The sequence below is a fragment of the Pedobacter sp. genome (assembly GCF_041645105.1).
GTDB lineage: Bacteria > Bacteroidota > Bacteroidia > Sphingobacteriales > Sphingobacteriaceae > Pedobacter.
In genome coordinates this window covers 49,566-65,075 of sequence record NZ_JBAZQQ010000007.1, presented here as the reverse complement: position 1 = coordinate 65,075, position 15,510 = coordinate 49,566, and the positions used below count along the sequence as shown (strand labels likewise).

The 15,510-nt window shown below is 35.4% G+C and carries 9 protein-coding genes; 2 read left to right on the top strand and 7 right to left on the bottom strand.

Annotated features, from left to right (window positions below; genetic code table 11):
* Positions 1–15: 15 nt before the first annotated feature.
* Positions 16–1,908 (bottom strand): RagB/SusD family nutrient uptake outer membrane protein, encoded by a 1,893-nt coding sequence (locus WC623_RS20010; protein ID WP_372854417.1) that lies wholly within the window; start codon positions 1,906–1,908, stop codon positions 16–18.
* A 21-nt stretch (positions 1,909–1,929) separates the two neighbouring features.
* Complete coding sequence (locus tag WC623_RS20005; RefSeq protein WP_372854415.1) at positions 1,930–5,142, bottom strand: SusC/RagA family TonB-linked outer membrane protein; 3,213 nt, start codon at positions 5,140–5,142, stop codon at positions 1,930–1,932.
* Positions 5,143–5,318: 176 nt separating this feature from the next.
* On the opposite strand from WC623_RS20005, the gene WC623_RS20000 reads away from it, so the two are divergent.
* Both WC623_RS20000 and WC623_RS19995 read left to right on the top strand, forming a co-directional pair.
* On the top strand, positions 5,319–9,377 hold the full coding sequence (locus tag WC623_RS20000) for a two-component regulator propeller domain-containing protein (protein WP_372854413.1): 4,059 nt from the start codon (positions 5,319–5,321) through the stop codon (positions 9,375–9,377).
* A 355-nt stretch (positions 9,378–9,732) separates the two neighbouring features.
* Complete coding sequence (locus tag WC623_RS19995; protein ID WP_372854411.1) at positions 9,733–10,275, top strand: hypothetical protein; 543 nt, start codon at positions 9,733–9,735, stop codon at positions 10,273–10,275.
* Between the two features lie 4 nt (positions 10,276–10,279).
* On the opposite strand, the gene WC623_RS19990 is transcribed toward WC623_RS19995, so the two are convergent.
* From WC623_RS19990 to WC623_RS19970, 5 genes are all read right to left on the bottom strand, one after another.
* Positions 10,280–11,110, bottom strand: coding sequence for a phosphodiester glycosidase family protein (locus WC623_RS19990; RefSeq protein WP_372854409.1), 831 nt, complete (start codon positions 11,108–11,110; stop codon positions 10,280–10,282).
* 90 nt (positions 11,111–11,200) lie between these two features.
* Positions 11,201–12,286 (bottom strand): SGNH/GDSL hydrolase family protein, encoded by a 1,086-nt coding sequence (locus WC623_RS19985; protein WP_372854407.1) that lies wholly within the window; start codon positions 12,284–12,286, stop codon positions 11,201–11,203.
* A gap of 59 nt (positions 12,287–12,345) precedes the next feature.
* On the bottom strand, positions 12,346–13,335 hold the full coding sequence (locus WC623_RS19980; RefSeq protein ID WP_372854405.1) for an anion permease: 990 nt from the start codon (positions 13,333–13,335) through the stop codon (positions 12,346–12,348).
* Between the two features lie 70 nt (positions 13,336–13,405).
* Positions 13,406–14,167 carry an SGNH/GDSL hydrolase family protein gene (locus tag WC623_RS19975; RefSeq protein WP_372854403.1) on the bottom strand — a complete coding sequence of 254 codons (762 nt, stop codon included), beginning with the start codon at positions 14,165–14,167 and terminating at the stop codon, positions 13,406–13,408.
* Positions 14,168–14,184: 17 nt separating this feature from the next.
* Entirely contained in the window at positions 14,185–15,504 is a 1,320-nt protein-coding gene (locus WC623_RS19970) for an acetylxylan esterase (RefSeq protein ID WP_372854401.1), read from the bottom strand.
* Positions 15,505–15,510 lie beyond the last annotated feature (6 nt).

The window sequence follows — 15,510 nt, the reverse complement described above, 5'->3', positions numbered from 1 at the left end:
TTTTTTAATCGTTAATTAATAGCCAGGGTTTTGAATCAAGGCTTTATTCAAATTCAACTCATAGGTTGGTTTAGGAAGAAAAACATGTTTTTGATCAATACCGGCTAAGCCCTGATATCCATTTAAGTTTCCAGATGCTGATACATTAATTCCATTTGCAGCTGCATAATTAGTAAAGGCCTGCATATCGGCTACAAAATTACCCCACCTTATTAAATCTGCTTTACGAGAACTTTCAAAACACATTTCTCTCATCCTTTCATCTTTGATAGCCTGATGAAAATCCATTTTATTCAAGCCAGGTGTTAATATGTATTCGGTTCCGGTAGTGATTGTTGCCGTAGCTGTAGCTGTAATGCCTGTTGTAGGCGCTGCTATCGTAATTGTCGGTGCAGAACTAAAGTATGGTCCTCCTGTGGTTAAGTTCCCCCTTGAGGTCAGTTTTATACCCGTTACAGCTGTACCAGTAACCACTGCTTCAGCTGTAGCACCAGCCCCCCCGCCACCACTAATTGTTACTATAGGTGGTGATGCAGCTGAATATCCTGTCCCACCATTTATCATGCTGATGGTTTTGATAATATTACCATATTTTGTACCATAGCCACGTTCACGCACCTCATTAATTGCGTCGTATGCAGCCTGAGTTGGTCCATTATTTACCTGATTTTCCGCCTCTGCTTTCATAAGCAGAACATCTGAATAACGAATAACCGGCCAATTGATATTATAAGTTCCGTTTAAACGTGATGCTTCGGGACAGTATTCTCTGCGAAATTTACCGCAACTCATTTGCCATACATTCGGACGATTGGCTTTTACTCTTACTGTTGAGGTACTGGAGTAATAGAAATCTGGACAATTCCAATCTCTTCTGGTATCCAAAGATGCTTTATTAACCAATGTACTACCGGGATCAACTTCATAACTATCAAACAACTTTTTAGTAATAGAAATCCATGAAGCTGCTGTATAAGATGTCTTATCAAAAACGACATAAGAAGAAGAAAGGCCTACAAAATTACCGATATCATTACCAGTTTTATTAGTTTCACCTGCTGCAGCTCCAGCAGAGCCCCATTCTAAAATATTCTCTTTAACATCGTACTTATCCTGGCATAAATTGATAAATACCTGTTTATAATCTGGATTCAACATATGCAGACCTGACTTAATTACCTTATCCGCATAAGTAATTACATCAGCATATTTGCTTACGTCATTTACAGGATATCCAGCCCAGTATAAATACACTTTGGCCAACATAGCTTGAACAGCAGTTATCGTTACCTGGTCATTGTAACCCAGACTAGCAACAGTACGTCCTTCCAACAGCGTTTCTGCTTCTTTTAAGTCGCTTACAATATGTGCATAAATGTCGGCTTGTGGTGTTGCAGGAATATTTACATCTGAAATTGCAGGGGAATGCAATATTAAAGGTACATCTCCGAAATTAGTCGTGAGTAAAAAATAATTATATGCTCTTAAAAACAAAGCCTGTCCTTTGATATATCCACGTTGTTTCTCGTCCATTGTTGGCTTGTTAATGTTATCAATAAGCACATTTGCATTATTGATGCCTAAATATGGCCACCTCCAAAGGTCTGCTATATAAGCATGTCCGGCATTGTACGAAGAATAATAGAGGCCTCTTGCCTCTCCACTTGATGGACGGTTGGGAATCATTTCATCAGTTGTGCTGCTAAAATTAAAGTTCAGAACCTGTCCGTACATACGTTCATACATCATATTGCTGTACACACCGTTTAATGCTACCTGGAGCTGGTCTGCGGTTTCGTAGTAATTCTTTTGACTATAGAAATCAGTTGGTACTGTATCTAAAAATTTATTACAGGATGAAAATACAGTCATCACAAATAACAAAACCATTATATATATATGTCTCATTTTCTTAATTTTTTATAGTAATTAAAATGCTGCATTTAAACCAAAAGTAACGGTAAAGGACTGAGGGTACGTACCGTAATCAAATCCAGGTGTTAAGTTACCGGGTCTTGATGAGGCTTCAGGGTCTAGTCCTGAGTACCCTGTGAACGTTAATAAATTCTGGGCAGAAACATTCACCCGCAATTTAGACATGCCAGTACTTTTCAAAAGTTTGCCAACAAAATTATAACCTAGCTGTACTGTTTTCAATCTCAAATAGGATCCATCCTCTACAACTCTTGACGAATAATTTGCTGCAGTCATACCCCCTGCTCTAAATAAATCGTTGGTTTGATTTGTTGGTGTCCAGCGATTTTCGAAACTTGCAAATTGATTTAAGTTTGGATTGGTTACAATTCCTCCTTCAAAAACATAACGGTTGGCATTAATGATGTTATTTCCATAAGACCATTGCAAAAATACCCCCAGATCCCAGGCTTTATAACTAAAATTATTACTGAAACCACCAGTATGTATTGGCAAACCACGACCAATTATAGTATAGTCATTACTATTAACTACTAAATCGCCATTCAAATCTTTATACTTAATGTCTCCAGGCTGTATAGATGCCCTGGTAGCTCCATTCGTAGTAATATCATTTTTAAGCAAAAAAGAACCATTTGGCATTTTATCAAAATCACTGTATTGATAAACTCCATCGAAAATCAAACCATACATCTCTCCAACTGAGCGGCCTTTAACAGAAATATATGGAGACAAACTGGTATAAGTTGTATTGAAGAAAGTACCTGAACCCCGAATCAGTGAGTTTTGTCCTTCATTTAAATCCAGAATTTTATTCTTATTAAAACTAATATTGAAATTGCTGGTCCAATTGAAGTTTTTAGTTTTAACATTGGTGCTATTCAGTGTAATTTCCAACCCCCTATTCTCCAGTCTTCCAATATTTTTAAATCCGGTAGAACTTTGTATACCGTGGGAGTACGGCAATTCCGCGTTTAATAATAAATCTGTGGTTACTCTTTTATACAGGTCAACTGTTAAGCCAAAACGGTTTTTCAGAAAACTCATGTCTAAACCAATATTAGTCTGTGTATTGGTTTCCCATCTTAAATCCCGATTTCCAGCTGCGGTTATAACGCCACCAATAGCAACTGGATTACCATTAAAAGAATACCAATAATTGATGTTTCCTAGATTTATCTGATCCAGGTATGCGAAATCACTAACTCTGTTATTTCCCGAAGCACCATAACCTACACGTAACTTACCATCTGATATCCAGCTTACTTGTTTTAAGAAATCTTCCTGACTAAATCTCCAACCTGCAGATACAGAAGGGAAATATCCCCAACGATTTCCTGGAGCAAATTTAGATGAACCATCGGCTCTGAATGAAGCAGTCAATAGATATCTACCCTTGTAATCATAGTTTAAACGCCCTAGAAATGAGACTAATGTCCATCTGGAACTTCCAGAAGTGATTGAGGTATTTGCTGGTGGACTTAAATCTAATGCATCTATCCCTAAGCTTTCATTGGTAATTTGTGTAGCATATATGGAACGAAAAGAATTCTTATTCCTCTGAGATGAAAAACCAGCTAATACTGTCAGATTGTGATCTTTATTAAATGTATTTCGATATGTTAGTGTATTATCATTTAACCAGTTAAAAACAGGTTCTGTTACAAATCTTCCATTCGGTCCAGGGCTATTAGGATACCTACTGGCTGACTGTGTAAATGAGTTGTTAAAGATATTAGTTTCTCTATTACTGTTTGTAAACCCTCCTGCAACTCTAAGCTTTAGTTTTGGTGTAAAAGCATATTCTGCATATCCATTAGCGACCATACTTGTTGATTTATATAGTGTTTTCTGGTTTTGCAAGCTTATCAATGGATTTACCCTATAATCCTGATTATTTCCGATATCATTCGTAGGATCGTAAAAAGAGTCTATAAGGTCTGTGCCTTGATCCCGTCCTGATAAGGATGCGGCAGGCCTGTAACCCCAGACAGAATATAATAATCCGGCAGATGCATAAAAATTTGTTGCCGATATAGGTGTCCCAAAAGTTTCGCTATAAGCATAATTAATGTTTATGCCAGTTTTGAGTTTATTATTTATTTTATGATCCAATACAACACGCCCTTGAAATCTTTCAAAACCACTTTTAATAACAATTCCTTTTTGATTATTATAGTTACCAGAGATGGAATAGGTAGTCTGCTCATTACCACCTCGCATAGCAATATCATGATTTTGATTTTGGCCAGTCTGGAAAACATGATCCTGCATATCAATACCTTGAACATTTCTATAATCTTCAATGGTAATACCATCTTTTAAATAGACCGAATCAGCAAAAGTTGAATTAAGTTCCTTTACATATTTAACAAACTCATAAGGTTTAAGTAATGGTATTTTACTAGGTGACTTCTGTAAACCATAATAAGCATTATATGTAATCTGAGTTTTTCCAGCTTTCCCTCTTTTAGTAGTGATGAGCACTACTCCATTTGAGCCCCTGGCACCATAAATTGCGGTAGCAGAAGCATCTTTTAAAACATCAATGGATTCTATGTCTGAAGGATTGATTGAGTTTGCATCTGAATTTTCAGAAGGGAATCCATCTATCACATATAACGGTGAGTTGTCTTGTGATATTGAGCCTGCACCACGAATCACAATATTTGCAACTGCACCTGGTTGACCATCATTTGTTGAAACTTGTACTCCAGCAACACGACCAGCCAATGCCTGATCAAAAGACTTTACCGGGGCCTGTTCCATATCTTTCATATTTACAGACCCAACTGCTCCGGTTAAATCAGCTCGCTTTACCGTTCCATAGCCAACAACCACAACATCATTTAAACCTATTACTGCTGATTTTAAAATAACATTTATAGTAGTTTTATTACCTACTATAATAGTTTGTGAACTAAAGCCTATATAATTAAATACAAGCTCATCAGTAGCAGCAGCCTGAATTTTAAATCTGCCATCTCCATCTGTTAAAGTGACTATTTTAGAGCCTTTAATAGAAACAGAAACACCTGGTATCGCTTGCTTCTGTTCATCGGTTACTACACCAATTATATTCTTACTTTGAGCAAAAACCTGCAGACTGGTTAATAGACCCAGCATTAATAGTGTTAAGAATTTTTGATACTTGTGGGCATATAACAATAAAGCTTTAGTGCCCCAGTGATTGTAGAATTTAATCATAGTCTGAGATTATATTTGGTTGTTATTCAGCTCTCTACCTTTCTGATATCGAGACCTAAACAAACGTATGATTTTATGTTTTTTTTGAGGTGGTAATTTTCAAAGTAATTAGGGGTATTTTTCTAAATTATTGAGGAAAACAGGCTAAAAATCATATTTTTAACTTATCAAACCAAATGAGTTACTTACAACCAATACCTAAAAAATCGTCTAAATATCTATACTTAATAATTATAGCTATTGGATTCTCCATGCCTGTAAAAGCCCAACGACCTATATTATTTGATCACATAGGCATTGAAGAAGGACTGACACAAAATTCTGTTATTTCCATCACTCAAGATAAAAATGGTTTTATGTGGTTTGGGACTCGTTATGGCTTAAACAGATATGATGGTTTCAATATTAAGACTTATCAATTTCCAGCTGGAGACTCTACACTATCTGCTAACAATTACATTAAAAGTTTATACTCTGATTCTAAAGGAAAGTTATGGGTAGGAACTCCAAATGGATTAAATCTATATGATCCGTTAACTGATAGTTTCAGTAAATTAAAACACGATAGAAAAAATCCAAATAGCTTAAGCAATAGTTTCCCTGTCTGCATTTATGAGGATAAAAATGCTAACATCTGGATAGGTACTCCAAATGGATTGAATAAACTCGAAAAAGGTAATCCAAATAGCATCAAAAGATATTTGACAAATGAAGGTTTAAAAAACCCTCATCATGACATCAGAACCCTATATGAGGATCACGCCGGTCATCTGTGGGTAGGAACATCTAATGGATTACTCAAAATGGAACTAAAAGAGGGGAAATATCATACCACAATATTTACTCATAACAATCAGAAAGGTAGCATTAGCGATGATTACATTTCAGGAATTGCTGAAGACCGAAAAAAGAGACTTTGGATTAGTACCCAAAATGGGGGGATAAATCTTTTCGACCCTATTCATCAAAAATTCACGGCTTTTAAACATGTGGAGACTGACCCTAAATCTCTAATTAACAACACTATTCGATGCTTAACTATAGATGACGCTGGTAAAATCTGGATTGGTACACTGGATGGTCTAAGTATAATGGATGTGGAAACTTTTACTTATACAAATATCAAATATGATCCGAATGAGAACAGAGGCTTAAATCAGAACTCAATACATGCGATGTACAAAGATCAGAGTGGCTCTATCTGGGTGGGTACTTATTTCGGAGGAGTTAATGTCAATTATCCTTATGCAACTACATTTAAAGTCTACAACAGAAGCAATTCTAACCTAAATAATAATGTCATCAGTAGCTTTGCTCAGGATCAGTCTGGCAACCTATGGGTAAGCACAGAAGGTGGTGGCTTAAACTATCTAAATCAAGGCAATACTACATTTAGATCATTTAAAAACATACCTGAAAATCAAAATTCTTTAAGTTCAAATCTCGTTAAGAAAATACTTTTAGATAAAACACAAAAATTATGGGCTGCAACACATGGTGGAGGTTTAAATGTATTAGATATAGATAAGAAAGCTTTTAAACATTACAATTTCGGTTCAAAAACAATAGAACAAGTTGATGAAATCCGTGCTATAATAGAAGATACTGACTCCCGGTTATGGGTAGCAACACATTTAAACGGGATCAGTGTTTCAAATCCGGAAAAGACGAAATTTAATTTCCTGAAGAGATTAAGTCAACAATTAGAAGGCCGGAATGTAATTAGCTTAATACAAGCTAAAAATCAGCAAATATATTTTGGAACTTCAAACGGCCTGTATATTTACAACCCAAAAAGGGCTGAGTTTTATACATTAAAAAATCAAAGAACAAACCAACCCATTACTTTGTATATTAACTGTATTGCAGAGACCAAACAGAACAACATTTACTTCGGCACCAATTATAATGGCTTGTATTACTATGATCAACATAAAAACAAACTCCTTAACTATACTATAAAGAATGGGTTGCCGAATAATAACATTATGGCCATTCTGGAGGATGACAATGGTTATTTATGGATTAGTACTGCTAATGGCCTATCTATGTTTAACCCAGTATCAAAAACCTTTAAAAACTACACCATAGCTGATGGTCTTGCTGGTAATGAATTTAACTTGAATGCTGCATTTAAAAACCAGAATGGTGAAATGTTTTTTGGAGGATACAAAGGTTTTATCAGCTTTTACCCTGATCAAATTCAAACCAATTCAAAGCCTTCTCAAATTGTTGCAACAGATTTACAGCGCTTTGATCAATCTGTTCAGATTAATCAGAAGGATGGCTTGCTAAAGAAGAACATCTACTTTACAAACGAAATAGTTTTCGATAATAGTGAAAACACTTTTAGCTTAAGTTTTGCGCTCCTCAATTTCATAAAACCTAATAAAAATCATTATCTGTATAAACTTGAAGGTTTTGAAAAAAACTGGAACCATGTAAGTATACCAAAAGCGACATATACCAATTTGCCAGAGGGCAATTATACTTTTTTGGCTAAGGGCATTAATAACGATGGTGTACAAAGTGACAATACACTAAAAATCAAGATTGTGATAAACCCTCCGTTTTATCGAACCTGGTGGGCCTATCTATTTTATACTTGTGTAATTAGTGCTATCGTTGTATTGATTATACGATACCTCCTGATTAGAGCCGTTCTGAAAAAGGAGAAAGAGATCAATGCTCATAAGTTGGCCTTTTTTACCAATATTTCACATGAAATACGTACTCCACTTACTTTAATTGTTGGACCATTAGAAAAGCTGATTGAAGACACCCAGGATGAACAGCAAACGAATAAAGCTTTACAATCCATGAAGAACAATGCAGATCGGCTGATGAAGCTGGTTACAGAGTTGTTAGACTTTAGAAAGGTACAGAGTGGAAAAATGAAATTACAGGTAAATAATGTTAATATAGTGAAATTTTGTAAAGAAATTTTCCTGGCCTTTCAGCAAATGGCTACCCTCAAAAACATTCATTACACTTTCAATTCGGATAAGGAAGAAATCTTTCTCTACTTTGACCTGATACAATTAGAAAAAGTGATGTTTAACCTTATATCTAATGCGCTGAAATTTAGTAAAGAGGGAGCAAACGTATTGATAAACGTACAAGAGGAAAGTAATTGTGTTAAAATTAATGTATCCAATGAAGGAGAAGGTATAGCTCCTGATAGTCAGGCTAATTTATTTAATGATTTTTATCAAGCTAAGCCAAGTGTAAATATCGGCACTGGTTTAGGACTTTCTTTTTCTAAGCGTATCGTTGAACTTCATAGCGGCACAATTGGTTTCGAGAGTAATCCTATGTTAAATGGAAAGCCATACCTTACCACCTTTACTGTCGGATTAAAAAAAGGAAAGGAACATTTTAAATCTGAAGACTTTGTTATAGAAGCCCCTATTTACTACAAAGAGACTTCGACCGATTTGGATTTGGAATCAACTAAAGCTGATCTGGCAGAGGCAACTGAGGGTAATAAACGATATACCGTATTATTAGTGGAAGATAATGATGAAATCAGGTCATTTATCAAAAGGTCTCTGTTGAAAACATATCAAATTATTGAATCCAAAGATGGACAGAATGGTTGGGAAACTGCAATTAATCAAATCCCAGATTTGATTATTAGTGATATTATGATGCCCGTTATGGATGGCTTAGAATTATGCAGGAAATTAAAAAGTGATGAAAGAACCAGCCATATCCCAGTTATTCTATTAACGGCAAGGTCTTCTTATATTCATCAAATAAACGGGTTGGAAACCGGAGCGGATGCTTATGTCATTAAGCCATTTAATGTAAAAATGCTTCAACTTAATGTACATAATTTACTTGTTGCACGAGAAAACATACGAAATAGGTTTGCACAAGTTGTTAGATTAGAACCTAAGAAACTTTTCATCAATACTTCAGAACAAAACTTTTTGGCTAAAATTATGCAGATCATAGAGGATGAGATGGAAAATGTAGATTTTGATGTTCCTACTTTATCCTCTAAAATTGGTATGAGTCAGCCTGTTCTATATAAGAAGATACGTGCGCTTACAAATCTTTCGGTAAATGAGTTTATCAAATCAATGCGTTTAAAAAGAGCTGCCCAGTTATTAGAATCAGGGAATGAAAGTATAGCTGAAATTGCCTTCAAAGTAGGCTTTAGTGACAGAAAATATTTTAGTATGGAGTTTAAAAAACAATTCGGAAAAACTCCAAGTGAATTTCGATAGATTTCGTTTCCTCTGCTCCTCTTCCGCTTGTTTAACCTCATCTTTTTCAGATAGGGGCTCATCTGTTTTTAGTTTCTCTTTTCTTTGTGGAGGTAACTTCCCTCCTTTATTTGAACTTAGACCGGATACTTTTTGCTTTTTCATCATTAGTATAATTTAACTAAATACAACCTTAAGTATTTAAAGAACATCATTAATCTGAAATTGATTCGAATTCATAAAAAAATGACAAACATGCTTAACAAAACAATGAATTCTCTGATCTTCTTAAATTCAATTTTATATAAAGAAATAAGTTACTTTATTATCTTTGAATATGAAATTAACTGTACTTCTACTCTCAACATGCTTTTGCATGGCTATTACAAAAACCGCTCTTGCTCAAAATGATTATATAGTAACCCTGAAAAATGATACTCTAAGAGGTGAAGTAAAGAATACTTTATTTGGCTACAAGCATAGATTTAAAGAAACAGGACAATCAAAATCGAACCTGATCACTGTAAAAAACACTAAGCTTTATTCAAAGATTTCCAATAAAAAAGTAAATACTTATGAAGCAAGGATTTTGCCTGATAAAAAAAAACCAATTTTTATGGAGTTACTCGAAAAAGGCGATATTAACTTGTATGAATTAATAGTGTATAATGGAGGAATGAATGGAAGTACAACTACTAACTGGTATGCCAGTAAAGGTAGTGGTCCTTTGTTTAGTTTAAAAACAAGTGCACTAGCTTTCAACAGGGCTGATAAAGAGAAAAGTTTTGAACAGCTACTCAGCGATAATCCAGCATTATGGGCGAACTTTAAAGCAGAAAAAAGTTTCAGCTTTAAAGTTCTAAGAAAATACATCAACCTTTATAATCATGAAAAAATAAAGACTGTTACATCTGAGTAAGACACTATTTAATTAAAATAACAGTCTCAACTTTACGCTGTCCATAATGATCATACTTTTTGTTGTCAGTCGGGTAATTAACAATACCGTTAAATGGCTGCCCATTAACCCACATCATTGTCGATCCACCACCATCAATATTCATCGCAGATTTTGGATTGAAATAACGAGTTAAAAAGGAAGTAAGTTCTTTAGCAGACATTCCCAAGGCATTCTTATTTCTTCCATCAACTGTAATCAATAACAAAGTGCCTTCTTTTGTAACAGCAATAGCCGTTCTTGGATGTCGCACTCCCTGGTGTTTCAAATAATGTTCGTAATGTAACTTCTTAATATTGATACCAGTGGTATCTGCAAAAGTTAAACCAACAGGTTTAAAATTGTCTACAAGCATTGGCGCTCCTGTCATAATATTTTCAGACTTTATGCCAGCAAAGTTTTCAGGAGAAAACCGGATATCAAACTCCCTCCCTTGATCATCCAAAGTAAACATTCCCTGATGTTTCCACCAATAAATACTGCTCTTAGGAACTTTGACCTGCTGAATATCTCTCCCTTTTAAGCGTAAGTGCATATAGTCTGCAGAGTCCTTTTTCTCAATAAAATAGGTTGCATTTATACCTGCTATCGCTCCTTTAACCCTACTTGCAAATACAGACAAGGAATCCTTTTCTTTTTTATATTCAAAAACCATCTCACCTAATCCAGCTTTCGGATTAAAGCTAATCACATTAACATTCTGATTGGCGAATTGCTTATCAGTCTTACTATTGTATTTATACCAAACTACATCTTTTCTTAAAGTATCTATAGTCCATCCTGTTGTTTCTAACAATACTTTTTGAGATATTGATTTCTGTATGCTACACCCTAAAAACAGTGCGCAAATTGATGTAATTATTAATGATTTCAGTTTCAAAGTATATTATTTTAAAAATTTAATATTCATTATTTCTGCAAGTTGCTTACCTATTGTTTCAGATATCCTCATATATCCTAAATCAGTCAGATGTGTCCCATCAACAGTAGCATCATGGTCATCTCCCATCAAATCTTCCGATTTGATATAGTAAATATTCTTATTCCCTTCAGCAAGTAGTTTATTATATGTCTTTTTGAACTCTCCATTTTGCTGCTCTATTCTATCTTTCATTACCGAATTCCAATTGCTAATCTCCCTTCTTACACTTTCTACCATCACTATCGGTACTTCTGGTTTCAACTTTCTTAAACGGAAAACTAATGGATAGGATCTTTCTTTCACTTCATGAGGAAGTGCATTTGGTACACAATCTAAAACATAAACTTCTGCAGGTATTTTAGCAAGAATATCCGCAATCTCAATTTCCATCTTCCCACTACCACTAAAACCTAAGTTGAGAAAATCAATTTTCATCTTTCTGGATAATATGGAAGGATAAGCCATCCCTGGTCTGGAAGCAGCAATTCCTTGCGTTATACTCGAACCATAAATCGCAACCTTTCTTGTGGGTAAATTTGCAGCGTCCCCAGGTAAAATCTCTGCATCCTTAAAAACACCAATTTCTATATCCCTTACCTCTGAATATATCGGAAGAAAAACACGGTAATTTCTTAGCTCGCCGTCCAAATTTTCTACAAGTAACACCCTATTATTTGTACCAGTTGGCCTTGCAGATGAAACATATTGCCAAACTTTCCCATTCCAACAATATAAATCTAATCCATTTACACCTACTGAAGACATATTCCACATCGTATTCAGCTTATCCAATTTCCAATTCAACTTAATACTTTTTGAATTTGTTTTAAAAGCAATATTCATCCCTGCAGAATACTTTGAAAATCTTCGTACCAGGTCTGGCAAACGCGTAACATCCACTGAATCTATACGATGATAATTTGTTTTGTCTGAAGATGTTCTCCCTAAAACTGTAAGTTCATGTCCCTTTTTAAAGGTAAAATTATCCTGAGCGAGGACCGGAAAGGGATTAAATAGAAAAGCTAATACGATGTATTTGTAAAGTTTCATTATGTTTATTTTCTCTTGAAATTAAAGAAGTAATATTCGACAAAATAGAAATTATTTAACTATGAAGCGATCCATGTCAAAATATAATGTATCAGAGCAGCTAACAAACCTGTTGCGGGAATGGTCAATATCCAGGCATACATTATAGGAATAGTCACACCCCATCGCACAGCCGAGATTCTCCTGATTGCTCCGACCCCTATGATGGCACCGGTAATCGTATGAGTTGTACTTACAGGAATCCCCAGCATACTTGTAGAAAAAAGAGTAATTGCCCCCGAAGTTTCAGCACTAAAACCTTCAAATGGCTTTAGATGTGTTATTTTAGAACCCATAGTTTTAACAATTCGCCAGCCACCAGGTAGTGTACCTACTGCCATTGCCATATGACAAGATATAACCACCCAAAATGGTATTGCTGCATTTTGATCTAATTCTCCTGAAGCAATTAAGGCTACAGCGATGATACCCATTATTTTTTGTGCATCATTTGCACCATGTCCAATACTAAAAGCAGCAGCAGAAAGCAACTGAAGCTTTTTAAAGTGCTTGCTTACAGTCCCCCGATTAGAATTTCTACAAATCCACATCATTACAATAGATATTAGTGTGGCTACCAACATCCCAATTATAGGGGCTAAAAAAATAAACATGATAATCTTTAAAACAGCAGAATAAATTACCGCGTTGAAACCTGCTCCTGCTATTGCAGCACCGACAAAACCACCAATTAAAGTATGAGATGAACTGGAAGGAAGTCCAAAAAACCAAGTTGCCAGATTCCATAAAATAGCAGCAAGTAATCCAGCAATAAGTACTTGCATCGTCACAATCTCTGGATGAACTATCCCCTTGGCAATTGTATTAGCTACATGAAGTTTGAAAATCAAATAGGAAATAAAATTAAAAAAGGCTGCCCATAAGACAGCCAACCGAGGTGATAAGACCCTGGTTCCAACAATTGTAGCGATAGAATTAGCTGCATCGTGAAAACCATTGATAATATCAAAGAGTAAGGCTAATCCAATAACTATGATAAGTATGGTCATAACACATCCCCCTCTCTGGTAACATCATATGCATCAGATACTTAAAGTTATGAAAATAACACCTTTATTTTTAAGATTTAATTGCCGATAGCCAAGCCTCTGCCATTAATTGTGAACCCGCAATTGTTGGATGGACGCCATCTCTTGTCCAATAAACACCAGGCGCAGATTGCTGTGCTTTGTCAAAAACCTTTTGATAAGGAATAAATACAGCATCAAACGAACTGGCAAGCTCAGCCACCACCTTTTGATAATCTTTAAATTCAGGATCCCAAAATTCATGCTTTCCTTTTATACCTGTAACACCAAAAGGTTCGCCTATTATAAGCTTTGTATCAGGAAGGTTTTGCCTGGTCTTATCTAACAAAATCTGGTAATTTTCTCTGAACGATTTTAAAGTACCTTGCACGCCATTGTTCTTTACCCAGAAATCATTAACACCAACCAGAATACTTAAAACACTAGGTTTTAAATCAATAGTATCACGTTCCCAACGCTCTATTAGATGAAAAGTCTTATGTCCACTAATACCTCTGTTATAAATCTTCAGCCCTTTCCCCGGGTGATGATAAAGTAATTGAGAAGTAGACAAAAAAGCATATCCTGTTCCCATTGCTGGTCCATCATTAAACCTCAACTCTTCTCTTTTCCTGTAAGAATCTGTAATTGAATCTCCCTGAAACAGGATAATATCACCTTCCTTTAAGGATATTTTTTTATCAACATTTCCTATTGCAGCTTTTACAATTTCCGGGATACTTAACGAAAATGTACCTGCAAGAGCTGCATATTTAATAAAGCCCCGGCGGTTTGTATTTAGATTATTTTCCATACGTATAAAAACCTATATTATTTCTTTAACAACTTAGATTCCAACCAGGAGAACCATATTTTGGATTGATCAGGACTAACAACATGTGCAATCTCCGGGAAAATGAACAGTTCTTTTGGCGCCTTAATATTATTGTAAGCAGCATAAATAGAAGTTGGTGGCGTTACCTCATCATTATACCCCCAGGAATAAATACCCGGCACCTGAACAAGCTTGGCAAAATTCGCTACATCATAATATCCTGAAGTAGTAATTTTATCCTTAGTAGCAGCTAAATTTTTAGTCGAATTGGCAAACATATTTGGCCAGCCAGCAGCTCTTCCATTTAAATATCCAGTTAAATCACACATAGCCGGACAAAAAGCAAGTAAATATTTTACTCTCTTATCTAATGCTGTAGTTACAATTGAAAGTGCACCACCCTGACTAGATCCTGCAACAGCCAGATTCTGTCCATCAAATTGAGGCAGACTGTAAATAAAATCCAGAGACTTTACACATCCCATAAAAACTCTTCTAAAATAATAACTATTCCTGCTGTCCAAATTAAAATATGGATATCCTCCTAAAGCTCCTTTATATAGATTGTCATAAACATCACCTTTCATATTTACAGGAATGCCATGGATTCCTATTTCTAGAGTAATCAATCCTTTTGAAGCAAATGCAGGATTACCATTATGTGCTCTGACGCCTGCACCAGGAAAACGGACCACTGCTGGATATTTACCTTCCTTTTTAGGTACGCATAAAATACCATAAATTCTGGAACCCAGTTGATGGTTCTGGAAACTAATATGATACACATTAACAACATCATTACTCCTATCAGCTAAAAGCTCCATCTTAGCATCAAGTGGTATTTTAGCAGCCATAGCCTTTTCATTATTCCAAAAGTGTATAAAATCTGTTGGTGTTATACTCGTCGTTTCTATTTTATCCGGGTCAAAACCCACTGTAGAAATCCCCCTATATAACTTACCTTCATATTCACAGGTTACCACACAGCGTAAAAACCCAGGTTGTTCCATTGTACCACCACTAATTTTCAGGCTGCCATCTTTAAGATCATCTGTTCCTTTAAGTACTGGCAACATTTTTTCCGGTCCCACCTCATAGTTTAGCTTGACGTTTCTTAACACTGTACCATTTTGACTAACTGTTACAGTAAATACCACAGGCTCTTTTACTTTATAAAGCTGATCTTTATGATCAGCACTCACATTAATTACTACACCTGCTGGTACCGCCTGTCCATTACAAACAAATGATATACAAGCGAACAGACATACTGCAATTACAGTTTTTTTAAGGATCGATTTTAAATATTTCTTCATATTATG